Origin of the sequence: Gottfriedia luciferensis, assembly GCF_002156865.1 — a bacterium.
GTDB classification, from domain to species: Bacteria; Bacillota; Bacilli; order Bacillales; family Bacillaceae_G; genus Gottfriedia; species Gottfriedia luciferensis.
This window is the reverse complement of record NZ_NCTA01000001.1, coordinates 108,843-133,700: the sequence shown is the minus strand read 5'-3', so window position 1 is coordinate 133,700 and position 24,858 is coordinate 108,843. Positions and strand designations below refer to the sequence as shown.

26 protein-coding genes and 1 tRNA gene are annotated in these 24,858 nt (G+C 32.3%); 12 read left to right on the top strand and 15 right to left on the bottom strand.

The genetic code is table 11. The annotated features are described in order from the left end of the window. Positions 1 to 187 precede the first annotated feature (187 nt). From B7R67_RS00695 to B7R67_RS00675, 5 genes are all read right to left on the bottom strand, one after another. Positions 188 to 260: transfer RNA gene (locus B7R67_RS00695), tRNA-Val, on the bottom strand. A 167-nt stretch (positions 261 to 427) separates the two neighbouring features. Further along, the gene (locus B7R67_RS00690; RefSeq protein ID WP_088066590.1) at positions 428 to 1,633 is read right to left on the bottom strand and encodes a DUF6944 family repetitive protein; all 1,206 of its coding nucleotides are present in this window, start codon (positions 1,631 to 1,633) and stop codon (positions 428 to 430) included. Between the two features lie 99 nt (positions 1,634 to 1,732). After that, entirely contained in the window at positions 1,733 to 2,389 is a 657-nt protein-coding gene (locus B7R67_RS00685; RefSeq protein WP_088066588.1) for a potassium channel family protein, read from the bottom strand. A 10-nt stretch (positions 2,390 to 2,399) separates the two neighbouring features. Continuing rightward, entirely contained in the window at positions 2,400 to 3,713 is a 1,314-nt protein-coding gene (locus B7R67_RS00680; protein WP_088066586.1) for a TrkH family potassium uptake protein, read from the bottom strand. A 462-nt stretch (positions 3,714 to 4,175) separates the two neighbouring features. Beyond that, positions 4,176 to 5,090, bottom strand: coding sequence for a DMT family transporter (locus tag B7R67_RS00675; protein WP_088066585.1), 915 nt, complete (start codon positions 5,088 to 5,090; stop codon positions 4,176 to 4,178). Between the two features lie 114 nt (positions 5,091 to 5,204). On the opposite strand from B7R67_RS00675, the gene B7R67_RS00670 reads away from it, so the two are divergent. From B7R67_RS00670 to B7R67_RS00660, 3 genes are all read left to right on the top strand, one after another. Next, complete coding sequence (locus B7R67_RS00670) at positions 5,205 to 5,933, top strand: alpha/beta hydrolase (protein WP_088066584.1); 729 nt, start codon at positions 5,205 to 5,207, stop codon at positions 5,931 to 5,933. Between the two features lie 112 nt (positions 5,934 to 6,045). Beyond that, positions 6,046 to 6,558, top strand: coding sequence for a YjcG family protein (locus tag B7R67_RS00665; RefSeq protein WP_088066583.1), 513 nt, complete (start codon positions 6,046 to 6,048; stop codon positions 6,556 to 6,558). Continuing rightward, positions 6,558 to 6,992: a GNAT family N-acetyltransferase gene (locus B7R67_RS00660; RefSeq protein WP_088066581.1), complete on the top strand. Its 435-nt coding sequence runs from the start codon at positions 6,558 to 6,560 to the stop codon at positions 6,990 to 6,992. The genes B7R67_RS00665 and B7R67_RS00660 overlap by 1 nt, the downstream gene beginning before the upstream one ends. 82 nt (positions 6,993 to 7,074) lie before the next feature. Here the strand turns inward: B7R67_RS00660 and B7R67_RS00655 are convergent, their stop codons facing one another. Next, positions 7,075 to 7,332: a hypothetical protein gene (locus tag B7R67_RS00655; protein ID WP_088066579.1), complete on the bottom strand. Its 258-nt coding sequence runs from the start codon at positions 7,330 to 7,332 to the stop codon at positions 7,075 to 7,077. 121 nt (positions 7,333 to 7,453) lie between these two features. On the opposite strand from B7R67_RS00655, the gene B7R67_RS00650 reads away from it, so the two are divergent. Beyond that, positions 7,454 to 9,748 (top strand): ATP-dependent helicase, encoded by a 2,295-nt coding sequence (locus B7R67_RS00650; protein WP_088066577.1) that lies wholly within the window; start codon positions 7,454 to 7,456, stop codon positions 9,746 to 9,748. Positions 9,749 to 9,774: 26 nt separating this feature from the next. Here the strand turns inward: B7R67_RS00650 and B7R67_RS00645 are convergent, their stop codons facing one another. Both B7R67_RS00645 and B7R67_RS00640 read right to left on the bottom strand, forming a co-directional pair. Continuing rightward, a complete protein-coding gene (locus B7R67_RS00645; RefSeq protein WP_088066576.1) occupies positions 9,775 to 9,972 on the bottom strand; it encodes a cytochrome C oxidase subunit III in 198 nt (65 codons plus the stop codon). A 68-nt stretch (positions 9,973 to 10,040) separates the two neighbouring features. Continuing rightward, positions 10,041 to 10,391, bottom strand: a complete 351-nt coding sequence (locus B7R67_RS00640; protein ID WP_088067152.1) for a DUF1360 domain-containing protein — start codon at positions 10,389 to 10,391, stop codon at positions 10,041 to 10,043. Between the two features lie 256 nt (positions 10,392 to 10,647). On the opposite strand from B7R67_RS00640, the gene B7R67_RS00635 reads away from it, so the two are divergent. Further along, complete coding sequence (locus B7R67_RS00635) at positions 10,648 to 11,196, top strand: CotY/CotZ family spore coat protein (protein ID WP_088066575.1); 549 nt, start codon at positions 10,648 to 10,650, stop codon at positions 11,194 to 11,196. A gap of 60 nt (positions 11,197 to 11,256) precedes the next feature. Here B7R67_RS00635 and B7R67_RS00630 read toward each other — a convergent pair whose 3' ends face one another. Then, on the bottom strand, positions 11,257 to 11,763 hold the full coding sequence (locus B7R67_RS00630) for a CotO family spore coat protein (RefSeq protein WP_088066573.1): 507 nt from the start codon (positions 11,761 to 11,763) through the stop codon (positions 11,257 to 11,259). Positions 11,764 to 12,002: 239 nt separating this feature from the next. Here B7R67_RS00630 and B7R67_RS00625 point away from each other — a divergent pair, with 239 nt between their 5' ends. Then, on the top strand, positions 12,003 to 12,476 hold the full coding sequence (locus B7R67_RS00625) for a DUF2642 domain-containing protein (protein ID WP_088066571.1): 474 nt from the start codon (positions 12,003 to 12,005) through the stop codon (positions 12,474 to 12,476). Between the two features lie 427 nt (positions 12,477 to 12,903). After that, positions 12,904 to 13,569 (top strand): DUF2642 domain-containing protein, encoded by a 666-nt coding sequence (locus B7R67_RS00620; RefSeq protein ID WP_088066569.1) that lies wholly within the window; start codon positions 12,904 to 12,906, stop codon positions 13,567 to 13,569. A gap of 311 nt (positions 13,570 to 13,880) precedes the next feature. On the opposite strand, the gene fabI is transcribed toward B7R67_RS00620, so the two are convergent. Beyond that, entirely contained in the window at positions 13,881 to 14,651 is a 771-nt protein-coding gene (gene fabI, locus B7R67_RS00615; protein ID WP_088066567.1) for an enoyl-ACP reductase FabI, read from the bottom strand. 252 nt (positions 14,652 to 14,903) lie between these two features. On the opposite strand from fabI, the gene B7R67_RS00610 reads away from it, so the two are divergent. Both B7R67_RS00610 and prpE read left to right on the top strand, forming a co-directional pair. After that, entirely contained in the window at positions 14,904 to 16,067 is a 1,164-nt protein-coding gene (locus tag B7R67_RS00610) for an FtsW/RodA/SpoVE family cell cycle protein (RefSeq protein ID WP_088066565.1), read from the top strand. A gap of 170 nt (positions 16,068 to 16,237) precedes the next feature. Continuing rightward, positions 16,238 to 16,981, top strand: a complete 744-nt coding sequence (gene prpE, locus B7R67_RS00605; RefSeq protein ID WP_088066564.1) for a bis(5'-nucleosyl)-tetraphosphatase PrpE — start codon at positions 16,238 to 16,240, stop codon at positions 16,979 to 16,981. A 202-nt stretch (positions 16,982 to 17,183) separates the two neighbouring features. On the opposite strand, the gene B7R67_RS00600 is transcribed toward prpE, so the two are convergent. From B7R67_RS00600 to B7R67_RS00585, 4 genes are read right to left on the bottom strand one after another with little or no spacing between them, the layout of a single operon-like run. Further along, positions 17,184 to 18,071 (bottom strand): RluA family pseudouridine synthase, encoded by an 888-nt coding sequence (locus B7R67_RS00600; RefSeq protein ID WP_235822049.1) that lies wholly within the window; start codon positions 18,069 to 18,071, stop codon positions 17,184 to 17,186. A gap of 14 nt (positions 18,072 to 18,085) precedes the next feature. Continuing rightward, positions 18,086 to 18,877 (bottom strand): NAD kinase, encoded by a 792-nt coding sequence (locus B7R67_RS00595; protein ID WP_088066561.1) that lies wholly within the window; start codon positions 18,875 to 18,877, stop codon positions 18,086 to 18,088. A gap of 15 nt (positions 18,878 to 18,892) precedes the next feature. Beyond that, positions 18,893 to 19,516 carry a GTP pyrophosphokinase gene (locus B7R67_RS00590; protein ID WP_088066559.1) on the bottom strand — a complete coding sequence of 208 codons (624 nt, stop codon included), beginning with the start codon at positions 19,514 to 19,516 and terminating at the stop codon, positions 18,893 to 18,895. A 16-nt stretch (positions 19,517 to 19,532) separates the two neighbouring features. After that, positions 19,533 to 19,913: a UPF0738 family protein gene (locus tag B7R67_RS00585; protein WP_088066557.1), complete on the bottom strand. Its 381-nt coding sequence runs from the start codon at positions 19,911 to 19,913 to the stop codon at positions 19,533 to 19,535. 167 nt (positions 19,914 to 20,080) lie between these two features. On the opposite strand from B7R67_RS00585, the gene B7R67_RS00580 reads away from it, so the two are divergent. From B7R67_RS00580 to B7R67_RS00570, 3 genes are all read left to right on the top strand, one after another. Beyond that, on the top strand, positions 20,081 to 20,674 hold the full coding sequence (locus tag B7R67_RS00580; RefSeq protein ID WP_088066555.1) for a CYTH domain-containing protein: 594 nt from the start codon (positions 20,081 to 20,083) through the stop codon (positions 20,672 to 20,674). 2 nt (positions 20,675 to 20,676) lie between these two features. Beyond that, complete coding sequence (locus tag B7R67_RS00575) at positions 20,677 to 21,354, top strand: lytic transglycosylase domain-containing protein (protein WP_088066553.1); 678 nt, start codon at positions 20,677 to 20,679, stop codon at positions 21,352 to 21,354. 443 nt (positions 21,355 to 21,797) lie between these two features. Then, positions 21,798 to 22,697 (top strand): DsbA family protein, encoded by a 900-nt coding sequence (locus B7R67_RS00570; RefSeq protein ID WP_088066550.1) that lies wholly within the window; start codon positions 21,798 to 21,800, stop codon positions 22,695 to 22,697. 289 nt (positions 22,698 to 22,986) lie between these two features. Here the strand turns inward: B7R67_RS00570 and pepF are convergent, their stop codons facing one another. After that, on the bottom strand, positions 22,987 to 24,804 hold the full coding sequence (pepF, locus tag B7R67_RS00565) for an oligoendopeptidase F (RefSeq protein WP_088066548.1): 1,818 nt from the start codon (positions 24,802 to 24,804) through the stop codon (positions 22,987 to 22,989). Between the last annotated feature and the right edge of the window lie 54 nt (positions 24,805 to 24,858).

The window sequence follows — 24,858 nt, the reverse complement described above, 5'->3', positions numbered from 1 at the left end:
TCTAGTATAAAGAAAGAAACCTATGAATCTCAGCAGACAAGCACTTATACGTGGGATAACTACAAAAAGAAGTTCTAGATACCTTAATTAAGTATTATGGTTCAAGTCTGTATTTAATTGCCTTGATTGGATGAGTAAAACTAGATACAAGAAAAAAACCTCTTGATATACAAGAGGTTTTTTCGTATGATCCCAACTGGACTTGAACCAGCGACCCCTACCCTGTCAAGGTAGTGCTCTCCCAGCTGAGCTATGGAATCGAAATAGAATGTAAATTAATTATAAATTTTGATAATAATGAAGTCAAATATTTTTATGTGACAAAATATTTGTCAAACTATTATTTATTTCGAGATTTGATTTTCTACTATTTAAATCTACCATCTATGTATCCAGAACTAACAGCCACAATTACTCCTTATTCTTGTTAGCTCTTCTTTTTAAATATTGTATACTCTTGATTGTTGCTTTTCTTTTGTGTTGATTCGAAACGATCCTCTGTAGAATTTCCGTTAGTTTTCTTCTTTCTTTTTACATTTTTCTTTTCTACTATTTCGTTTTGCTCTGAATCAGCATCCTGTTCTTCATCAGGCTTAAACAACTCTTTTTGTTCAGAATAAACTGATACGATTGATCCTGCTGCTTGAATCCAACTACCGCTGTATTTTAAGAGTAGAGCTAATTCTTCATATTCTTTAACTAAAGGATTTGTTTCAGTTTCTTCATTATATTCTTGAAGTTCATTAAATATAATTCCATCTGATAAATCGCTAGGTTCACCTGCTTGGCTTATAGTAGGATCATCTAGCAATTCACTCGGTTCATAATCTGGTATTCTCCCAAATAGATCTTCTATTTCATATACTTTTTCTTCTGTAGGCTTAGTTACTTCATCTTCTTGAGTGTCACTATTAGGTTCAATCGTTTTATCATCTTCTACCTCGTTAAATGATTCACTTATACTACCTTCTTGGATTCCATCGTTTTGATACTCTGATTCATTATAGATGTAATCATCTGGAAGTTCACTAGCTTCTTTTTCTTGTATTCTTCCAGGATATTCTTGAAGTTCATTAAATATTATTCCACTTGAAAAATCACTTGGCTCTTCTCCTGGAGTTACTGTTTGCTCAGTTTCCTTTAGGTAATCTTTTAAATCTTCAATTTCTAGTTCCACAACTCCAGACATGACTTGTAATGTGTTCCCAATCGATTGTAAAAAATTCCCCATAAAACCTGAAACGTCAAAGTCCTCTTTACTTACTTCTTCAAGTGCTGCAATTAGACCACCAAAAGCTTGTTGTGCATTCCCTGTCATATTTAATTTTATCGATCGGTCTACATTTTCCTCATCCTCTTCTGCCGATAAAAGACTAAATAGTACTGTAACGTTTCCTGAAGCTTGGATAATTTCGCCCGCATCTTCAATTACACTCGGTTCGCCTAAAAATGCTTCTATTATATTCCCAATTGCTTGGAAAGTGTTTCCGCCAAAATCTAAATGGAAACTAATTTCTTCCCAACTTTTTCGCTCGTCTCCTTTTAGGCCTCTCATAGGTGTACTACTAATTGCCGAGCTGATTGTTCCAATCGCATTCACCCATGCACCAATTACCTCCATTAGCTGGCTCATAATAAAACACCAATCCTTGAGTAGTCATTTAGCAACAGTATATTCAACAATGGCAATTAAATGTTCCAAATAGGCGTTTGTAATTAAGCCCTAATTGAGTTATCCTACCTTCTTTTTAAACAATTCTATTTTCGATTTTTCTCCAACGATAAAAATAATATCCTCACTCTTAAAAACAACATCTCCAATTTGCGAAACAATTGGTTCTCCATTACGTATGATTAGTACGACTGTAATGCCATATTTTACTGAAAAATTCATTTCTCTAAGTGTTTTTCCAACTAATTTCTCTGGGATGACTGTTTCTACTCCTGCAACATTTTTGGTAATTTCAATGTACTCAATAATTCCGCTCATTGCTTCCATGCGGGCAGCCTTATGTCCAGCTTCTTCTTCTGGATAAATTACTAAGTCCGCTCCAATACTTTCTAAAATGCCGCCTACCTCACGATTATTTGCTTTACATATTATTCTTTTTACATTTCGCTCTTTTAACCTTCTCGTTATTAAAATAGAAGCTAATGGATCACTTCCAATCGCAACAAATACTGCATCAAATTGGCTTACACTTAAGTCCTCAAGTAGTGATTCTTCACGCAAATCGCCAATGACTCCGTATTCTGTATATTCTTCTAGTTCTTCTAATGGCGTCTTTTCTTTATCACATACAACAACTTCATGGCCTAACCGATCAAATTCTTTCACAACTCCTCTGCCAAACCGCCCAGCTCCTATTACCAAATATTGCTTTGCCATAAAACTCCTCCTACCCAACTGCCAAGTCTTTTTCAATATATTTTAAATTTTGATTTTTTACTCTAAACACGAAATAAATCATTGTGAAGATACCAATTCTTCCAATAAACATTAGTAAAATTAATATGAACTTTGTTGAACTATGTATTTCTGTTGTTATACCTAATGATAATCCAGTATTTGTAATAGCCGATATGACCTCTAGTAAGATCAAGTCTAACTGAAATGGTTCAATAATTGTAATGATGATCGTTGCAAACGAAATTAAAAGTATAAAACTCATTGCAATAACAAATGCTCGGTCAACTACCTGTCGTTTTACACTTGTTCTAAAAATTATCGTATCGTCTTGAGATTTAATGACTGAAATCATTTTTGCAATTAAAACTGAGACAGTTGTTAATCTGATTCCACCGGCTGCGCTTGAGGAAGCTCCCCCGATAAACATAAGCATCAAAATAATTAAGATAGCTGGTAGTGTCAGTTCTGCAATATTAAGTGGTGCAAAACCACCATTTCGAGTTGTTACTGATAAAAAAAATGAGTTTGTCATCTTATCAAAGAAGTTTAAATGTTTAAAAGCGTGATTGCTTTCTAAAAGCCAAAAGATAATTGTTCCAATAATCATGAAGGAAAAATGTAGACGCATATTAATCCTTGTAAATAATGATTTCTTCTTATTGTAGTGATAGATATATTCCATAATTGTTGGATAGCCTAATCCACCTATAAAAATTAACGCCGCTGTTACGATAAGAACTACATTATTTTTTTGAAACGATAGTAAACTATTTCCAAACAAGTCAAAGCCTGTATTTGTAAAGCTTGCGATCGAATGGAAAGCAGTAACGAGGATTGTTTCGCTCGTTGAATCATACTTGTCTCTAAATTGACTATAAAAAATGGTTCCACCTATTAATTGAAAAAATAATGAAGTAAATAAAACTGACAAACTTAATCTTCTAATTGACTTTATACTACTTTGATTTTGATCCTTTGATAATACTAATAAATTTGAAATCGTTATACGGATACCTAGTACCATAAATACATAACTAATAAATACTACGATACCAATTGCGCCAATTTCCATTTGAATCATTAGAAGGATTTTACCCCATACATTAAATGTCTCAACTAAATTGACAGTTGTTAATCCAGTTACACTAATCGCACTCGTTGATACAAATAAACTATCTATATAACTTAGTTCCGCAATCCTAGTAAAAGGTAAATAATATAAAAATGAAAATAAAAGAGTGATGATTATATAAGAAATAAATATGTAATGGAGAGGATTTTTTGCTTTTTTCTTTTTTTTCATAAATGAACCCTTTTCTTTTTATAATTAATTTAATAACTCTTCTAAAGAAGATTGATTTCCGTTCCAGGATGCTCGCTTTCCATGGGGCGTGAGGCTTTAGCCTCCTCGGCAAGCCTGCGGGGTCTCACCCTTCCCGCTACTCCCATAGGAGTCTCCCACCTTTCACTCCAATCAATTTCTTTAAATATTCTATTTTTTAAATTCTATAAAATCTTTTCCGAAAACGTCTAAACAATTAACATAAACAGCGCCAATGAAATAATGAACAATGGAATTATTTTCTAATTCCCTAACTCTATTTTACCTATTTTTAATTAAAAAATAAAAAACTTTCAAATCAAAAATTAGATTTGAAAGTTTTTTTAAGCTAGATTAAGTAACTTCAGGATGAAGGGTATAGTAAAAGAGTATACGTTCATAAAAATAAATTGCTTTTCCTGCTCTTCCTGCTTTTCCTGCCCTTCACGCCGATGAGGAATTATCTGTTTTCAGTTGCATCGTTGAAACTTCTTTTTGTTGTTGATATAAATATAAGAACACACTAACGATTACGATTGTTCCTCCGATCAGCTGGAATGATGATAACATTTCTTGGAGTAAGAAAAATGCTAATATAGATGCACCAACCGGTTCGCCTAATATACTCATAGAAATAGTCGTTGCATTTACGTAATTTAATAAATAATTATTAATGACATGTGCTAATGATGGTATGATGGCAGATGCGATAAAGATCATCCAATCTTTTGATTGATAATCAAAGAAATTATCCATTGTTACAATATTATAGATTGTTAAAAATGCCGCTGAAAATGCAAATACCCAAAAACTATATACCCAATGGGATGTATTTTTTACTGTCGTTTGTCCAACCATTAAATAGAGTACTGCAGCAATTACACTTAAAAACGAAAGGATATCGCCTTTAAATGCTGTCATACTTAACCCGATATCACCGAATCCTATTAGACAAACACCACTAATGGCAATGATCATACATATTTTAGATTGAATAGACGTTTTCTCTTTAAAGACAAAATAACCAAGAATCATTGCTACTAGTGGTTGAAGTGCTAGTATAATTGTAGAGCTCGCCACTGAAGTAAATACTAATGAACCATACCAAAGGATAAAGTGGACTGCTAACATTAAACCACCTAAGGCAAAGGATTTATATTGTGACTTTTTTAAAGCCTTTAATTCGTTTTTTCGCTTTAATACAAATGGTAACATCCAAATACATGTAAACCAGAGGCGATACATGCTTAAAACAGATGGAGAAGCATTCGTCCATTTGGCTAAAATCGCTGATGTTGAAATTGCAATAATGGACAAAATTAATAATGACATCATTGCGTTAGGTTGTTTTTTAGTCATGTTTCACCTCATTTTTATTTTTTTTGAAAGCGTTAATACTTTTTACTTTTCTTAATTTTTTGTATGAAGTAACATCTAATTATATCATCCTAGGGAAAAGAAGAGGAGACATTTATGATTCAAACAAACGGTACTAGAGAAGAACATACTTTATATAGTGAACACATAAAAAAAGAAGTTACATTTACAATATACTATTCAAGCCAGTACACTCCGTTAATAAAACATCACCTATTAATTGCTCAAGATGGACAAGATTATTTTAATTTAGGTAAAATCCATCGAGTAATTGAAAAATTAACGAAAGAAGGTTCGATCCAACCTACAATTGTAGTTGGTATACCTTATTCTTCGCCAGAGGAGCGTTTTAAACTTTATCACCCATCTCAACCTGGGCAAAAAAATTATATTCGCTTTTTAGCAGAAGAATTACTTCCATATTTAGATGATCATTTACCACTACTTGGATTAGCGCATAGCAGAACATTAATCGGCGATTCATTAGGCGGTACGGTTTCACTTCAAGCTGCATTTACATATCCAAATACATTTGGGCAAGTGATTATGCAATCTCCATTTGTCAACGAAGATGTACTGGAATTTTTAAGTAATTCGAAATTAACATCTATCCTTTCAATTGCTCAAACAGTTGGTAAGCAAGAAGAAAATGTATTCACTCCAAGTAAGCAGTGGGTCAATTTTGTAAAAGGTGGTTTAGAGTTAAAAGATTGCTTAGCTAATTTCCCAGTGGAATTACATTATCAAGAGTATGAAGGTGACCATACTTGGACGAATTGGGAGAAGCAATTAGAGGATTTATTAAAAAAGAGTTTATCAAAATAATTCGTACAACTTATCGATTTTCTAAAAATTTGGTATAATTAAAATTAGTTATTTTTTGTATAGTTAATTTTTAAAATTAAAATATAAGTATCGAAAACAGGAGGTAATTTTTATGAAATGTGGCGTTGTTATTTTCCCATCTAAATTCGTTCAAGACAAGGCAAATGAGTACAGAAAACGTTTTGATCCAGCTTATACGTTAATTTCTCCTCATATTACACTAAGAAGTGCTTTTGAAATAAACGAAGATCAACTTCCAAATATAATTGCACAATTAAATGAAACTGCTAAACAGATTGAACCATTTGAAATGGAAATTAATAGAGTAAGTTCTTTTGCACCAGTTAATAATGTCATTTATTTAAAAGTTACACCTGGTGATGCACTTAAAGAGCTTCATGAAAAAATGCATACTGGCGCGTTCCCAGAAACGAAAGAATATGCTTTCGTTCCTCATATTACGATCGGTCAGCAACTACAAGATGCTGAATTCTCTGATATCCTTGGCCAATTACGCATGATCCAATTTACATTAAATGAAGTCGTTGATAATTTTAAATTAGTATACCAATTAGAAAACGGTGCTTGGGAAGTTTATGAAACATTTAAATTAGGTGGTAAGTAATGACAATTCATACAATCGTTGCAGCAACAGATTCAGAAATACAAGACGCTCTAAACGTTCGAGTTGAAGTGTTTGTAGAAGAACAACAAATCTCTAAAGAATTAGAGTTTGATGGGCTAGATAACGAATGCATTCACTTTGTTTCGTATGATGGAGAGAAACCAATTGCTGCAGGGCGATTACGTTTAATTGAATCAACAGGAAAAGTACAAAGAATCTGTGTTCTAAAAGAATACCGCGGAAAAAAAATCGGAAATGAAATCATGTTCTTAATTCATAAAACAGCGAAAGAAAAAAACTTGGCTCAATTAGTACTTAGCGCCCAAGAATCGGCAATACCATTTTATGAAAAACTAGGATATGAAATCACTTCTGAACAACTATTTTTTGAAGCTGGCATACCTCACGCAGAAATGAAGCTAAAATTAAAATAAACAAAAAAACTATGATTCAATCGGATCATAGTTTTTTTTTATCTTTTCATAATGCCTAACTTTCCCTGTCACTAAATGATGATTAGACAAGTAAATTTACAACTCTACCAATCCCAGTTATCTCACTTAAAATCTTTTGAATTGAAACATCATCATTAAGTTTTGACTGATTTGTATTTCGATACATCGTAACTACATTCTTATAATGACTTTCTTCATACCCTTTTGGAAAACTAGTTTTCTGCACTTTCTTAAACAGAAATGGAACCGAGACAGATTTATTACTTTGTGCTACATAGTGATTAAATGCTGAATAATGCAATGGCGGAATATAGCCCATTTTATTTCCCTCACTTCTCTATGTAAAATATACTTTTTTCCAATTAGTCATATACACTTTTCGTTCTCAAATCTTTTTGGTAACATAGATAAGTCTGCTGTTAATTTCAAGGGGGAACATAATGAAAATTGCAAACTACCAAAATCAAACAATTTATATACCAGAATTCCCTCGTTCAAGATATGAGGAAATATATCAAGCTAGCATACGTGGGGAAGTTAAATGTGTTAATTGTCATCAAAATCTATATTTAACTTTATCTATTTATGATATCCCTCATTTTACACATTCAAAAAAGGAACAAAATATAGAATGTATAAACCAAAATTTAGAAATCGAGCAAGAATTCATTAATAGAATTCAAAAAACTACTACTTCTATTGAACAAGATCATGATCGTTTTTTTAAACTCCCTACTAATCGTTCGATCTCTTCTACTGCTACAATTGAAAATGCAGAAGAAAATCAATTTATCAATAGATTACCTTTTTATAATATTCCACCATATCAAAAGATTGAACCAAAAAGTAATGACTATGTTATCAATCAAATTTCACTAGATGAGCAACAGTGGAACGCTGTTCATCATACTGGTTCTCCTTTACTTGTACTTGCTGGGGCTGGTAGTGGAAAAACAAGAGTGATTACAACTCGTGCAATGCATCTATTGAATAGTGGATTAATGCCTCATGAAATGATTCTTGTTACATTTACATCAAAAGCCTCTGCTGAAATGAAAGAACGAATGAAAGCTCTCGGTTATTCAATCCAAAGCATGGAAATTGGAACCTTTCATAGTATTTTTTATAAAATGCTTTTAAGATTTAATCGTGAAAAATGGGATTCAAGTCGATTAATTAAATCGGATTTTCAAAAAGAAATTATGCTAAAACAAATAGGACGACGCATCGAAATTGATGAAAAGACATTTGCTTACGACCAAGCAATCCAGCAAATAGGTTTATGGAAAAACTCATGTATTTATCCACATGAAATAAGAGCAAATGATGCTTGGGAAGAACAAGTCGCCTCTTTATACGAAGGCTATGAGTTATTAAAAAAGGAAAATGGACAATTTGATTTTGATGATATGCTTCTCGGTTGTTATGAGATGTTAAATGAAAACAATGAACTGCTCTTACATTATCAAAACCGATTTAAATGTTTATTAGTTGATGAATTTCAGGATATTAATAAAATACAATTTAATATCTTAAAAATCCTCTTTCAGCATACACAAAATATTACTGCTGTTGGTGATGATGATCAGTCAATCTATGCTTTTAGAGGAAGCGATCCACGATTTATTTTAGACTTTAAGGAACATTTTCCCGGAGCAAAAATATATCATTTAAACGAGAATTATCGCTCTACTCACGGAATCGTTTCGTTAGCAAATGAAGTAATTAAACCGAATAAAAATCGATTTGTAAAATCAATGCATGCCCAATATGATTATGATCAAGTTCCTTCATTCTTCTTCCCTTACGATGAAGAAGAAGAAGCGACTATGATTATTAACGATATAAAGGATAAAATAAGCCACGGTGCTAATCCTGGACAATTTGCAATACTTTATCGTACGAATACAGCCTCAAGAGCTGTTTTTGAGCGTTTAATTGCAACTAGTTTACCTTTTACAATCGATCAAGATGGTGATTCTTTTTATGACCGACCAATTATTCGAAAAATGATTTCATTCTTATTATTAATAGAGGATGAAGACCATCAACCTGCGCTAAAAGAAATTTTACCAGTCTTATTTCTAAAGCAACAAGCATTTCAAGACGCAAAAATGAATAGTGTAATGCAGAATCTATCATTCTTAGAAGCCTTCACAACGATAAAAAGTGCAGCACCATTTCAAATCAAAAAGATCGAAAGTCTAATAAAAGTATTACGCTATTTAAAACGTGCAACTCCACTAGAAGCAATTGAGCGAATTGAAGAAAGTCCTGCATTTGTTGACTATATAAAAAAACGTGGAAATGAATCAAATAAAATTGAACGACCTTCAGATGATTTAAGAGACTTAAAGGTTGTAAGTAAAAATTTCAAATCGATTCGAGAGTTTGTGGAACACGCTTTCCATATTTCTGCTAAATTTAAAGAATACAAGCAGAAAAAAACTCAGTCCCCACAAGGAAATATTTCACTTTTAACCGCTCACCGCTCAAAGGGATTAGAGTATGATTACGTTTATATTCTCGGTGTTGTAGACGGTGGATTTCCACATGACTATGCATTAGAATCAGTAAAAAATGGTAGCCTGGATCAATTAGAAGAAGAACGTCGACTTTTATATGTAGCATGTACACGCGCTAGGAAACTGTTATACTTATCGATTCTTCAAAAAAGAAGAGGAAAAAAAGCTAATCCTTCTAGATTAATTAAGCGATTTATAAATAAAAGGTGAGCAAATTATGCTCACCTTTTTATGATTTAACGTCTAGTAGTTCTGCTACCACAGCCGCAACCTGATTTTTTTTCATAACCGACTGGTACACCTTGGTAATATGGATTATAATTTGCTTGATTCGCTTGCTGCTGTTGCATTTGTTGTTGCATTTGATATTGCTGTTGTTGTTGGATTTGTTGCCATTGATATGGAGTCATTTGTCCTTGCCCACGATTATACATAGCTTCCCTCCTAAAAAAGTTTGTTCTTTTTAGTATATGAAAGTAAGTTTTAATCGTTCTACCTAATATTATGAATTCAATCTATTAACAATAGTTTCAATCACACCTGCTGCACCGGCAACTGCCAATAAAATAATGATGATTTCTCCAACATGTGGAAAGAATACATATATTAATAGTAAAAATGCAGTACACCAGATCCCGCTACACCAAGTACAGCTTAATAATTCTCCAAAGAAATATTGTAATCCACTACCTTTAATCTTCGTATAAGTAACAGGCATCCCATTTTCTTCAATTGTAATCTCATCAATAAAAGGTCTTCTTAGAAAAGACGTAATTTTGTCATGAACAACCAATCGAGTTAAACGAAAACTAGCCAAAATTAAAAGAAATAACAGCAACCATGTCATATCCATGTTAAGTGCAGGGACAAGGAAAAATGAAATGCAGGTGGCAATAAAAATAACGGACAATAGCATTCTCTTCCGCAATTACGCCTAACCTAAAGCACTTCCTATCCCCTTCTTTCCCCTTCTCCCCCCTTATTCCTTCCTGCCTTTTATTCTACTAAGCCCATTTATCCAAAAAAGCAAAAATCTACAGTAACCGTTTTTCGCCTGCTTAATATCATATTAATGTAATATCCATCTTAAAAGATAAGGAGTGAAAAAGATGAGTTGTAAAGACGACCACAACAGAAAAAGAAATCATTGCGTTTGTGACGTTGTAAAATTCATAAATGATCTACAAGATTGCGCAACACACACTTGCCCAACAGGTTGTGACGTTCCATTCTTAGGTGCTAACCCTAATGTACCACTTGCAAATACTCGCCCTTTCCTATTGTATTTAGCAAACGGTGAATTATTTAGAGTACCAGCATTTAATAACACAATGACAGCTATCATGGCTCAACAACGCGATGGCGGCGATGGCCAAAACCAAAACCAAAACAAAAACGCTCAAATCAACAATTGCCAAGATACAGTTGTTTTCCGAGTTGAAAGTGTAGATGATGATTGCTGTGCAGTGTTAAGAGCATTAGTTCCTGTTAAAACTAATAACCAAGGCGGAAATAAAGACAAAGACCAAAATCAAATTAATTTCTGTAACTTAGTAGACGGTGACATGTTCGTTGCTTCAAACACTTGTGTAACTGTTGACTTAGATTGCTTCTGTGCAATCCAATGCCTACGTGATGTACACGTTAGCAACCTGTAAGATTAATGTAAACTAAAAAACTATGGGTGGTAGATCATGATCTACCACCTTTTTATCCGTTTAAATACCTACCATTTGAATACTTACAATATTTTCAATATCGATTTCTAAATTATTATTCGATGCTACTTTTATTGAAACTTTCCCTTCGTTATACCCCATGATATATCCAATGTAAAAATCATTATTCGTACGAATTCTGCATTCAACCTTTGGAATATAATGTGGTTTATTTATCATAAATAAAACTTTTTCTTCATTCGTCATTGCCTTAAATGGTTTCTTCACCCAAGTATTCTCTTCTTCTGGTTGATCATCTAATTCATTGTTATCATTATCTACATTATCGAAAGTTTCAATTTCTACAATCTCTTCAATCTCTTCATTTTCTTCATAATTCTCAACCTCAGAAACTACATACTCTTTATCTTTTGTTTTTGTTTGCTGATCCTGTTTATTTACTTTCACTACATAAGACTGTTGCACATTCAACTTGGCTTCTTCAAAATCAGGTTGCGCGATATATAGTAAGGGCTTAACTCCTTCTCTAGATTCCTTTCTTGCCATCGTTGTTCCTCCCTCGTAAGTGTGCTCTCATAAATTATATGAACGGACAACAATTCTCATGTTAATTTTTCTCAACTAAATAGCTCGAAAAAAGAACGAATACATCATAAATGCCTATCAACAATTGTCTAATTTTGTACATATTCATATAAATTGGACAAATATCCTAGTACAAACAATTGACAGGGCACATATAAATACATTGTAACCGCACAGAAAAAACAAGGAGCGATGAAAAAGTGAATAAAGAGTTATTCTCAGTATTCGTAGGTAAAGGAGTTAGAATTGGTCGAGGAGGTCATGAATCTAAAGAAGGTTTATTAATTGGCGCATATGCTACACATATTGCTCTTTTTACAGAGAATGAAGGAGTAATTTACTTCCCATATTCTCATTTAAAAAGTGTAACATCATTCGCTAAAGGTAGATTATCTTATGATGAAATGTACAATGAGATTGAATTATTACCTAACGAGCATTTTGTAGATTTATTAAATTCTCAAGTTAGAAATTGGGTAAAAATTAATCGCGGTGGCCATGACAAAGTAGAAGGTATTCTTCTTGATGCAAACAATGATTATGTAGAAATTTCTTTTAACGATGAACTAGTGTATATTGCTACTTATCATATCAAGAGTGTAAGTTTTGGAGAGAAATTTGAAGTTTACGAAAAAAGTAATACGACAAGCCAAACATTAAGAAGAAGAAAATAATGTTTAGAACGGTCGTTTTATTCAAATAAAACGACCCTTTTTTTTAAACATTTATTCAATACCATTCTAATTTTGTAAAGACTACTAATCATTCAGATCAAGAATATATCAAGGGTTGATTGATGGATTTACAAGTTATTTGATAAGTAGTATACAACAATACTTAATTTTGAGTGGTAAACAAATAGATCATTGGAAGAATGCTATTAGACTGAAACACTTCCAACAAAATATTTAACATTTAAAATATTTTTTCATTCATATTAGACAGGCACTACTTGCCAATCTTTAAATGAAATGATTTATTTTATTTAGACAAACTATCAATCTAATCGATATGCCCGATTAAAATAAAAATGAAAATCTTTTTTCAGTAAAAAAATATGTCTGAATAAATATGATTTATCTTTTTAGAAAGGAGAAAATCATGGCAAGTTTCAAAAACTTCCTCAACAAACAAGTTACAATTGAAATATCTGGTAACAGTAATGTTGATGGAATCTTAATTGATGTGGGAAACGATTTATTAGTTGTTTTCAATGGAGAAAATTTTCTTTATATTCCTTTATTGCATATTCAAAACCTCAGTGAAAGTTATTTAGAAGAATCTTATGGAGCTATTCCTTCTTTACAAGAATTAGAACATGAAAAAGATGAATTATCCTTACGCAAAGTATTAACAGCTGCTAAAGGAATTTTTGTTGAAATTAACCTTTCAAATAATCATTCTTTTCACGGTTTTATTACAACGATCATGAATAATTACTTTGTATTTTATTCACCTATTTATAAAATCATGTATATATCGTTGCAGCATTTAAAATGGTTAATACCTTATCTCACTGAAAAAACCCCGTATTTGTTAACGAACAATTTATTACCTGTAAACCCTTCAAATATCCCTCTTGCACGTACTTTAGACGTACAGTTAAATAAGTTAATTGGTGAATTAGTTGTAATGAACAGCGGAGAACATTATGAATATATTGGAAAGTTAAGTTCCATTGATTCAAATTTCATTGAATTAACAACATCAAGAGGAGAAAGCAAATTAGTAGGTCTGCGTCACTTAAAATCGATTTTTATTCCGTAAAGATTAGATTTAAAAGGTTTACTCTAAAATAAAAGTGCCATCTTATGTAAATTCATAAAATGGCATTTTTTTTATTTGCTCTGATAAAAAAAGAAGGTTGATTTCCGTTCCAGGATGCTTTAAGAGCAGGAACAAGGAAAGGCAGGATTAAGGAGCAAGGAAAAGATTTAAAATGCTTAAAAGAAGTCCTAAATGTTTCCCTGCCATTCCCGCTCTTTCCTGCTCCTCACTGCTCCTCCCCTGTCATAATTTCATTTCTTGAATAAAAAAAATAGAAGCTCAATCGAGCTTCTATTTCCTCACTGCTTCTCTTATCCCATTATATGGTATCCAGAGTCAACATGAAGGTTTTCTCCAGTAACTCCTCTTGCTAGGTCACTGAATAAGAATAACGCTGAATCTCCAACTTCTTCTTGCGTTACATTTCTACGTAATGGAGCTTTTTCTTCAATTTCTTTTAAAATTGTATTAAAGTCTCCTACACCTTTAGCAGAAAGCGTACGAATTGGTCCAGCTGAAATCGAATTTACACGGATATTATATTTACCAAGATCGTTAGCTAAATAACGAACTGAAGCTTCAAGAGCAGCTTTTGAAACACCCATTAAATTGTAGTTTTGCATTACACGCTCTCCACCTAAGTAAGTTAACGTTACAATGCTTCCACCCTCAACCATTAAAGGTTTTGCTTCACGTGCTACTCCTACTAATGAGTAAGCACTAATATTTTGAGACAGTAAGTATCCATCACGACTTGTATCTACAAACTCACCTTTTAAATCTTCTTTATTTGCAAAAGCGATACAATGTGCAACACCATGAATTGTTCCAACTTGCTCTTTAATTGAAGCAAAGCATTTTGCTAAATCTTCATCACTTGTTACATCACATTGAACTAGAATATTGTTTGGATTCTCAAGACTATCTGAAAGTTCACGTACACCCTTTTCTAATCTTTCGTTTGCATATGTAAAGATTAAATTTGCTCCCGCGCTATGTAAGGATTGTGCGATTCCCCAAGCGATACTACGGAAGTTTGCAACACCCATAACAACAAATGTTTTACCTTTTAATGAAATCATATCATTTGTCTCCTTTATCATTAGTTATTAGTACTAGATACTAAAATAGTAGCACAAATACTATCAATTGAAAATAGTAAAGTTAAATATAGCTTTATCCACTTAAAATATAAATATAATAGGATATTTAAAAAGAGTTTATCGTTTTTTAATTCCTTTAAAGACAAAAATAAATTATAATGGTGATTGTCGTACATTAAATATGCCTAATTAAAAGCATACTAATAAAACAAAATATAGAGAGGTGAGGACATGAAGGAAGACCGTACATCTCCCTTTCAAATTGATTTTAAATTACTATTTATCCTATTTTGTATTGCAGCTGTAAGTTATCTTGCAATTACAAGTGCAATGCCAAGCCTTCCTGCAAATCTAAGAAACATCAATTTCGCTGCACAACAAATTAAATGGTATATCATTGGACTTGTTGGAATTGCAGTTATAATGATAATTGATTTTGATCGATATAAAAATGTCATTTGGTATATGTATGGAGTAGGATTAATTCTACTACTTGGACTAGAGTTACATATCCCAGGTGCTAAAACCATTAAAGGTGCAACTGCATGGTACAGTTTACCCGGTATTGGTAACTTCCAACCATCTGAATTAATGAAAATTTTTATGATCATCATTTTAGGAACAATTATTTCAAGACATAACGAAAAGTATGCAGTTCGTGGAAAAAGAGAAGATTTATTACTATTAGGTAAGATTTTTGCTACTGCATTGCCTCCACTTTTACTGATTGCAAAAGAGCCCGATTTAGGGAATACAATGGTTATGTGTGCAATTATTGCAACAATGATTTTAGTTGCAGGAATTCGTTGGCGTTATATTCTTGGACTAGTAGGATTAACTGTAGCAATGGGCTCTTTAATGGTTTATCTATACTTTTATCATTTCGAATTCTTTACATCTCATGTACTACAAGAGTATCAATTAAACCGTTTCTACGGCTGGTTAGCGCCTTATGAGTATCCTTCGCAAGGTTACCAGCTTACTCAAGCTTTAATGGCAGCAGGTTCTGGAATGCTTACAGGTAAAGGATTTCATCAAGGGGAAGCGTACTTCCCAGAACCACATACGGATTTTATTTTTACAGTAATCTGTGAACAATACGGATTTATAGGAGCTAGTATCGTAATTTCATTATTCTTCTTACTGATCTATCGAATGATTCACATTGCTTTAGAAAGTAACGACAAATTTGGTAGCTATATTTGCGCAGGTGTAGTCGGTATGTTCACCTTCCAAATATTCCAAAACATTGGTATGACGATTGGTCTTCTACCAATCACTGGTATTACTCTACCATTCGTAAGTTACGGAGGAAGTTCTCTTGCAACAAACCTACTTGCAATTGGTTTCATACTAAATGTAAGATCTAGAACAAATAAATATATGTTTGATTAAGAACAAAAGAAAAAGCAGGCTCAATGATCAATAGATTTTGAGCCTGCTTTTTTGATTTACTCTATTTAATTCATTAACTTCCAGTTCTCAACTTTGGATATACTACATATAAGAAACGAAGTGTGTGAGGCACAGCTCGTACACTATTTAAAAATAAGAGGATTGATAAAATGAAATATGATGTAATCGGAGATATTCATGGTTGTTATGATGAATTTGTTGAACTAACGAAAAAGCTTGGTTATTCATGGGAAAAGAATGTTCCTATACACCCTGATCAGCGGAAGTTAGTTTTCGTAGGTGATTTAACGGATCGAGGACCAAATTCGCTTGCAGTAATTAAAGTAGTATATGAGCTTGTAATGAAGCATAAGTTAGCACTTTATTCACCGGGGAATCATTGTAATAAACTTTATCGCTATTTTCTTGGACGTAATGTAAAAATTCAACATGGTCTTGAAACAACAGTCGCAGAATTAGATTTACTTAGTGGGAAAGAAAGAAATCATTATCAAGAATCATTTAAGAAACTTTATGAGGCCTCTCCTCTTTATAATGTATTGGATAATGGTAAGTTAGTTGTATGCCATGCTGGAATTCGAGAGGATATGATTGGAAAACATTCCAATAATGTTAAAACATTTGTTTTATATGGAGATATTAATGGCGACGTACTACCAAATGGTATGCCCGTAAGAAAAGATTGGGCAAAAGAATACAAAGGGAAAGCTTTAATTATTTATGGTCACACGCCTATTAAAGAGCCTAGAGAATTAAATAACACAATTAATATTGATACTGGTGCTGTTTTTGGTGGCAAACTAACAGCTTTTTCGTATCCCGAGCATAATTTTACTCAAGTTCAGTCTTCGATGCCGTATGTCGAGGAGAAATTTAATTATTACAATGATTAATTCAATTGTCTATAAAACAATAAAAAAGTAGGTTTCCGAATGGAACCTACTTATGTGCTGATTAAGTAGGCGTCCACTCATCAGCTATTTATTTTAGTCTCTTCCATCCCCATGGTAGAAACACTACATTTTAAAAATAAGCTATTATTCATACAATGTCAATAATTTATACAAAATTTTGACAAATTTAAGGCTTGACATTTTATCGCTGTAACCAATTCTTTAAGTCATCCGGGAAACCGGTTTCAAATTTTTTAATCGATTGATCAATTGGATGAGTAAAGGACAATTGATAGCTATGTAGTGCTTGTCTTTTCAACGTATTAGTTTGACCCCCATATAAATCATCCCCTATTAAAGGATGACCAATTGAAGACATATGGACACGTATTTGATGCGTCCTTCCTGTTTCAAGTACTAATTCAACAATCGAATAGTCTTCAAAGCTTGTAAGTACTTTAAAGTGCGTAATTGCTTCCTGTCCATCCTCTGAAATAACGCGTTCTATAATACTATTATTTTTTCGACCAATTTTTGCTCTAATAACTCCTTCACATTCATTCATTCGTCCATGAACAATAGCTAAATATTTTCTTTCTACATTTTTCAATTCATTTTTTGAAAATAGATAATGAATATAGCGATTTTTTGCGACCAACATTAACCCTGATGTATCTTTGTCTAATCTGGTTACGATATGAATTGTTGATGGGAGTCCAATCGATTGATAATAATGTAATAAACCGTTAGCAAGCGTTCCTTTTGGGTGCTCTCTTGAAGGTATACTAGGTATCCCAAAAGGCTTATTTACTATTAATACGGCATCATCTTCATAAATAATTTCAAAAGGAATATCTTCTGCAACAAGATCTTCACTAGGTTTTTCAATTGGAAAAAATACTTGCACACGATCAGACTCATTTAACACAGTTCGAACTGTTTTTTCGTCACCATTTACTGTAATTTTTCCACCTTGAAATTTTATATCAGTTAAAGCACGTTTAGAGAGTTCCTTTAATTTAAGGAACTCCCTTAATAACATACCTTGATGTTCTTTATTTACTTCCCAAGATAAATAAAATTGCTCCATTTTTATCACCATTACTATTTAACAAAAGAATCAACGACACGCTTCCAAAATGGAAATGGTCTAAAACGTGCAAATCGTACTTTTTCATGCGCTACACGGCATTGGATCGATTTAACGTCTTGATGCACAATCGTTTTATGATCTAAAGTGATTTGAAAGTTCGCGTTCCTTACTGGTTTTAATAAACATGTATGATGTTTTGGCAATACAAGTGGTGATCCAATTGTACGAAACACCCGATTATTAATTGATGCCATTTCGGCAATTTGAATCGCTTCAATTGATGGATGAATAATTGCACCACCTAAGGCTTTATTATACGCTGTACTTCCAGATGGTGTTGAAATGCAAAGTCCATCTCCTCTAAATGTCTCGAAATGCTGTCCTTTTATTTCAACATCAATCACTAATGTACCTTCTAGACCTTTAATTGTGCATTCATTTAAAGCTAAAGTTTGCATTTCCTTTTTTCCATCTTTGTAACGAATTATAACTTCCAATAAAGGATATTCGACTACTTGAAATGGCGTTTTAGCTATCGCAATAACAAGCTTTTCTACTTCACTAGGAACCCAATCGGCGTAAAATCCTAGATGACCAGTATGAACCCCTACGAAAGATACTTTATCGAGAAGATGCGTGTAATTATGAAAAGCTTTAAGTAAGGTCCCATCTCCACCTACTGAAATGGCAATTTCAGGATTTACTTCATCAAATACAAAATTAAAACTCTCTAAATAATCTCTCATTCGTTTCGTCAACTCATTGGACTCTTGGTCGCCCTTAGACATAATTACGAATTTCATGTTCTCGTCCTTCCCTTATTGGTCGTTTTTTTTCGAGAATTCAGCCTGCGCTTCTTGAATCTCTCCTCTAATTAGCGACATTTCTTCATCAAGTAAAAATGCTGCTTCAGCTGCTCTTTGTAATCGTTCAAGAATATTTTCAGGATATTGCCCTTTATATTTATAGTTTAATGAATGTTCAATTGTTGCCCAGAAATTCATTGCAAGTGTACGGATTTGAATCTCTACAAGAACTTTTCGCTCACCTTCAATTGTTTGAACAGGGTATTCAACAACAACGTGATACGAGCGATATCCGCTATCCTTTTTATTCGTAATGTAATCACGCTCTTCGATAATTGTAAAATCTTTACGTTTTCGAAGTAGCTCCACTACATTCTTAATATCCTCAACAAATTGGCACATCATCCTAAGTCCAGCGATATCTTGTAACTCAGTTTCTAAATTTGCTAACGGAATTCCTTTTCTTATTGTCTTATTAACAATGCTATGAATAGGTTTTACTCTCCCAGTAACAAACTCAATTGGGGAATGCTGATTAGTTTCTTCAAACTGCTTTCTAATCCCTTTTAGCTTAATTTTCAATTCACTTACTGCTTGTTCATAAGGTGCTAAAAAACTTTCCCATTGACCGTTCATACCAATCACCACCAACTTACTTCTCTTCTAAAAACACACTTTGAATCTGCTTTACAAACTCTTCTCCATAATTAAAATTCCCCTCAACATTTTGAATTAAGTAGGTTAATTCATCATTCCAATTATCAAGTGAAAGGTTTGCTTCACCAGCTTTTAAAAATACATTTAACTTTTGATCAATTGCTTTTTTTAAGTCTGACCAATATTCAAAAGAAACAGTGACATATACAAATTCTTCGTTTTCTTCTATTATATACAATAATGAACTTTGATCTGAATCTGCAATCATTGTACCAACTTCATGACATTGCTCAAGGTTTATTTTTTGATCATCGATTAATAAAAATAATCCATCTTCATTTATATTTGTACCATTAATTTCAAGCATTTTTCTCATCGTAAAACCTCAACCTTTTTAATGTATGTATTTTATTCAATTTTGACCATTTCTATTGTAACATATCAAATAGAAAATAGACGACTAGCACTCTCATTAACAAGGTTGATTTCGTTAAATTTTATATAGCTTTTATTTAAAAAATTTAAAAAATAAGGAGTAAGTTTATGGCTAAAGAAATTGAAATTGAATTTAAGAATCTTTTAACGAAAGAAGAATTTGACAAGCTTAAAACCTCTTTTCAAATTAATGACTCACAATTTCGTTCACAAACAAATTTTTATTTTGAAACACCTGATTTTACAATTAAAAAATTTGGAGGAGCTTTAAGAATCAGACAAAAGTCCCAAACATCATTTACTTTAACTTTAAAAATTAAACAGTCGATCGGTCACCTAGAAATAAATCAAAAAATTAGTGAAGCTGAAGCGAAAAACATGTTAGCTACAAGCATTCTTCCTGAAGGAGAAGTTAAAGAATACATAATTGAAAATCATTTAAATTTAGATGATTTATCATTGATAGGTGAATTAACAACAAATAGAGTAGAATTTCCTTATGAAAATGGGTTGTTAGTTTTAGACCATAGTACTTATTTAAATCATGAGGATTATGAATTAGAATATGAAGTATCGGATGAAATAGTTGGTAAACAAAAATTTATTACCCTATTAGAAAATCATCATATTCCTCAACGTGAGACACTAAATAAAATTAAACGTTTTTTTAATGTTAAACAAGGATTTATAGGAGAGAAGTAGAAATGGATGTTGGAATGCTCCAAAAACTTATTCAGCTACAAGCATTAAGCAACATGAATCAACTATCAGGTACAAATCAAAAAGACGAAAATGCGACAACCTCTTTATTTAGTTCTTTATTTAATAATGAACTAAATTCATTAGGGTTATCGACGTCATCTAATATTATCGATATACCACAACCGACTTTAAGCTATGGTGAAACAGTTGCTCAATTATTAGGTAAATCAACTACTTCGCCAGTTCAACTAATCGAAGATGAAATAGCAGGAACTACTTCCTCTTCATCAATCAAAAAAACTAATAGCAATGTTGATCGTATTATTAATGAAATGGCAAATAAATATGATGTTGATCCGAAACTAATTAGATCAATTATTAAACATGAATCTGGATTTAATCCAAATGCTGTTAGTAGTGTAGGAGCGAAAGGTTTAATGCAAATTATGCCTTCTAATTTTGAATCATATGGAATTACAAATCCTTTTGATCCAAAACAAAACATTGAAGCTGGAACACGTATGATAAAAGCAAATTTACGTAAATATAATGGTAATATTGAACTTGCACTTGCTGCATATAATGCTGGTAGTGGTAATGTAAAAAAATATGGTGGAATCCCCCCATTTAAAGAAACTCAAAATTATGTTCGTAAAGTAACTGAATCGTATTATGCATAAGCAACTTCTGCTCCATATCAATATTGATATGGAGTTTTTTGTTTAGACTCTTTTAAAGTTAATTGTTGATACTTAAAAAAGACATTTTTGAAAGGTTTATTGTAGAATCAATAGTGTAGAGTATTTAATGACATCGATTGGAGTGGAAGGTGTTAAGAGCAGGAAGTGCAGGTGGTACAGGAATTTAATTAGTGGATCAATAAATATCGTTAGGTTCTTTTATATTTTCTTCTTAATCCTGCATTTCCTTGTTCCTGCTCTTTTGTAGAAACAACGTAAAATAACAAAAATATTAATAGATTCACTAAAAATAGTGCAACATATTTGAAATATTAACTATCCGTTGCTACAATACGATTAGAGAACAAACGTGTTATATCTTACAAATTAATTTTCATGTCTGTTATAGTACGGATGTATGAATTGCATTAAGGGTGAAATATATGAATGACAAACAATATAAAAATGAACCAATCACGCTTTCCGAGCAGAATTGTACAAAAAAATCGATTGAATTGTATGTATTCATAGATCCACTTTGTAATAATTGTTGGGATTTTAGTACTCTTTTAAAAAAGTTCCATTTAGAATATGGCCAATACTTTTCATCTACGTTCATTCCAGTTAATCGATATTACACAACAAAAAAATTATTAGAAAAACGTCCATCTCAGTTGTCATTTGTTTGGGAAAAAACTGCTAGCAGATCTGATATCCTTTGCGATGACCACCTATGGATTGATAATAAAGAGCTATATCCTTATTACTCAGCGATTGCAATTAAAGCGGCAGAACTACAAGGTAGAACTGCAGGCGTTAATTATTTAAAGAAATTACAAGAATATTATTTCTTAATGGATTTTGACATTACAAAAAAAGATGTTCTGATTCAATGCGCAGAAGAAATAGCGATTGATGTAAAAGAGTTTATAGAGGATTTACACAGTCCCCTATCGATTAAAGCTTTTCAATGTGACATTAAAGTTACGAAAGAAATGCATGTAACCGAAATCCCTAGCATCGTATTTTTTAATGAAAATATTGAAGAAGAGGGTTTGAAGGTAACAGGATTTGAAAGTTATCAAACTTATGTAAATATATTAAAGCTAATGACGAATACTGAGTTACAGAAACAAGAACTACCTGAACTTGTTGAATTTATAAAATTTCAACCTTTTGTTACAATCAAGGAACTTTGTACAATTTATGAGAAATCTACTCAACAAATTGAATTAGAATTAAAGAAATTAATTCTACTACGAGAAGTTAAGAAAATTGTTCGGAAAGAGCATACTTTTTTCCAATATATCGGTGATACAAAAAAAAGACCTAGCATTTGCTAGGTCCTTTTTGATGTAATAAATTACATCAAGGGGATGGGAGAAATTTTCACGTTCAACAAAGGGGTATTTGTGTTTGTGAAGTAATTCACACCCTTATAATACAATTAATTTAAACGTTTGGCAACCATTTGAGAAATATTTCACATTTTAGACACAAATTTAGATTATTGTCTTTTATCCCCTGCAATTCCTGATCCCTTAATCCTGCTCTAAATGCAAAAAGACACGTATAAGAAGATACTTATATGTGTCTTTTTAAAATTGATATTTAAATCAAAAGAGTATGAGATTAGCTAAAAAGTAGTTCTTCCATTTCGTTTAGCATTTCTTCAAATACTTTTAACGCTTCAACGATTGGTTGTGAGGACGTCATATCTACTCCTGCTTTTTTCAATACTTCGATTGGATAGTCAGAGCTTCCTGATTTTAAGAAGCCTAAGTATCTCTCTACTGCTGGCTCCCCTTCTTCAAGAACTTGTTTTGAAAGTGCTGTAGCTGCACTGAATCCAGTTGCGTATTGGTAAACATAATAGTTGTAGTAGAAATGTGGAATTCTGCTCCACTCTAGACCGATTAGTTCATCAATTACGATTTCATCACCAAAGTATTTTTGATTTAGTTCATAATAAGTCTTCGTTAATAAATCAGGCGTTAAAGCTTCACCATTTTGAGCTAATTCGTGTATTTTATGTTCATATTCAGCAAACATAGTTTGGCGGAATACAGTGCCTCTAAACGTCTCTAAATAGTGATTTAGTAAATATAATCTTTGTTTAGGGTCTTCTGTATTTTTTAATAAATAATCATTTAAAATCGCCTCATTACATGTAGAAGCAACTTCAGCTACGAAAATTGAATAATCTCCATAAACATAAGGTTGATTTTTACGTGTATAGTAACTGTGGACTGAATGACCGAATTCATGGGCTAATGTAAATAAGTTATTTACATTGTCCTGCCAGTTCATCAGGATGTATGGATTCGTACCGTAAGCACCTGATGAATATGCTCCGCTTCGTTTACCTTTGTTCTCTACAACGTCTACCCAACGGTTTTCATACGCTTCTTTTAAAATTTCAATGTATTCATCCCCTAGAGGCTTTAATGCTTTTAATAAGATTTCTTTCGCTTCTTCATATTTTACTTCCATTTTTACTTCTTCTACTAATGGAGTAAATAAATCATACATATGAATTTCATCTAGCTTTAATGCTTTTTTACGTAAAGCGATATAACGATGTAATAAGCTTAAATGATCATTTACTGTCGATACTAATTGATCATAAACAACTTCAGGGATATTATTATTGCTTAATGCAGCATGACGAGCATTATCGTATTTTCTAACTTTCGCTTTGAAGTTATCCTTCTTTACAGCACCACTTAAAGTGCTAGCAAAAGTGTTTTTATAAGAATCATACGTATTATAAACCGCTTCAAAAGCTTCTTTACGTACTCGACGGTCTGCACTTTCTAAGAAGTGAATATAACGGCCATGTGTGATTTCTACTTCTTCACCATTTTCATCTTCAATCGTCGGGAATTTTAAGTCAGCGTTATTTAACATTCCAAACGTATTACTTGATGAAGATAATACTTCTGATGCTTGAGCTAAAATCTCTTCCTCAGCAGCTGAAAGTACATGTGGCTTTTGTTTTAAAATTTCTTCTAAAGAATGCTCGTACAATTTCAATTCATCATTTTCTGCTAAATATTTTTTTAGCGTATCTTCAGAAATTGTTAATAATTCAGGAACGAAGTATGACATGGCACTACTTGCTTTTGTATATAAGTTTTTTGCGCGATCATCTAAAGCTTGATATTTAGAATTAGTAGTATCTTGATCGTAACGCATATGAGAGTATGTATACAATTTGCCTAATAAGAATGAAATTTCATCTTGCTTTTTTAACGCATTTAAAAGTGTATTAGAAGACTCTCCTAATTTACCTTTAAATTCAGAAAAAGATGGAATTAAATCAAGTACTTTTTTGTACTCTGCTTCCCATTTCTCGTCAGTTTGATAAATATCTTCTAATTTCCATGTCAAATCTTCTTGTACTTCACTTCTAGTTGGCAATTTTTTAACAGCTTTTTGTTCTAGCATGTCTGATCCCCCTAAAGTTATGATTAGTATTAATAGCATTCCAGCGTCTGATTT

Coding starts and splice junctions, on each gene's coding strand:
- B7R67_RS00660 (WP_088066581.1), top strand. CDS start 6,558: ATGACAATTCATACAATCGTTGCAGCAACAGATTCAGAAATACAAGAC.
- B7R67_RS00580 (WP_088066555.1), top strand. CDS start 20,081: ATGGCTAAAGAAATTGAAATTGAATTTAAGAATCTTTTAACGAAAGAA.
- B7R67_RS00635 (WP_088066575.1), top strand. CDS start 10,648: ATGAGTTGTAAAGACGACCACAACAGAAAAAGAAATCATTGCGTTTGT.
- B7R67_RS00585 (WP_088066557.1), bottom strand. CDS start 19,913: ATGAGAAAAATGCTTGAAATTAATGGTACAAATATAAATGAAGATGGA.
- B7R67_RS00680 (WP_088066586.1), bottom strand. CDS start 3,713: ATGAAAAAAAAGAAAAAAGCAAAAAATCCTCTCCATTACATATTTATT.
- B7R67_RS00685 (WP_088066588.1), bottom strand. CDS start 2,389: ATGGCAAAGCAATATTTGGTAATAGGAGCTGGGCGGTTTGGCAGAGGA.
- B7R67_RS00590 (WP_088066559.1), bottom strand. CDS start 19,516: ATGAACGGTCAATGGGAAAGTTTTTTAGCACCTTATGAACAAGCAGTA.
- B7R67_RS00670 (WP_088066584.1), top strand. CDS start 5,205: ATGATTCAAACAAACGGTACTAGAGAAGAACATACTTTATATAGTGAA.
- B7R67_RS00595 (WP_088066561.1), bottom strand. CDS start 18,877: ATGAAATTCGTAATTATGTCTAAGGGCGACCAAGAGTCCAATGAGTTG.
- B7R67_RS00655 (WP_088066579.1), bottom strand. CDS start 7,332: ATGGGCTATATTCCGCCATTGCATTATTCAGCATTTAATCACTATGTA.
- B7R67_RS00650 (WP_088066577.1), top strand. CDS start 7,454: ATGAAAATTGCAAACTACCAAAATCAAACAATTTATATACCAGAATTC.
- pepF (WP_088066548.1), bottom strand. CDS start 24,804: ATGCTAGAACAAAAAGCTGTTAAAAAATTGCCAACTAGAAGTGAAGTA.
- fabI (WP_088066567.1), bottom strand. CDS start 14,651: ATGATTTCATTAAAAGGTAAAACATTTGTTGTTATGGGTGTTGCAAAC.
- B7R67_RS00570 (WP_088066550.1), top strand. CDS start 21,798: ATGAATGACAAACAATATAAAAATGAACCAATCACGCTTTCCGAGCAG.
- B7R67_RS00645 (WP_088066576.1), bottom strand. CDS start 9,972: ATGTATAATCGTGGGCAAGGACAAATGACTCCATATCAATGGCAACAA.
- B7R67_RS00620 (WP_088066569.1), top strand. CDS start 12,904: ATGGCAAGTTTCAAAAACTTCCTCAACAAACAAGTTACAATTGAAATA.
- B7R67_RS00640 (WP_088067152.1), bottom strand. CDS start 10,391: ATGGATATGACATGGTTGCTGTTATTTCTTTTAATTTTGGCTAGTTTT.
- B7R67_RS00630 (WP_088066573.1), bottom strand. CDS start 11,763: ATGGCAAGAAAGGAATCTAGAGAAGGAGTTAAGCCCTTACTATATATC.
- B7R67_RS00610 (WP_088066565.1), top strand. CDS start 14,904: ATGAAGGAAGACCGTACATCTCCCTTTCAAATTGATTTTAAATTACTA.
- B7R67_RS00575 (WP_088066553.1), top strand. CDS start 20,677: ATGGATGTTGGAATGCTCCAAAAACTTATTCAGCTACAAGCATTAAGC.
- B7R67_RS00600 (WP_235822049.1), bottom strand. CDS start 18,071: ATGGAGCAATTTTATTTATCTTGGGAAGTAAATAAAGAACATCAAGGT.
- B7R67_RS00690 (WP_088066590.1), bottom strand. CDS start 1,633: ATGAGCCAGCTAATGGAGGTAATTGGTGCATGGGTGAATGCGATTGGA.
- B7R67_RS00665 (WP_088066583.1), top strand. CDS start 6,046: ATGAAATGTGGCGTTGTTATTTTCCCATCTAAATTCGTTCAAGACAAG.
- prpE (WP_088066564.1), top strand. CDS start 16,238: ATGAAATATGATGTAATCGGAGATATTCATGGTTGTTATGATGAATTT.
- B7R67_RS00675 (WP_088066585.1), bottom strand. CDS start 5,090: ATGACTAAAAAACAACCTAACGCAATGATGTCATTATTAATTTTGTCC.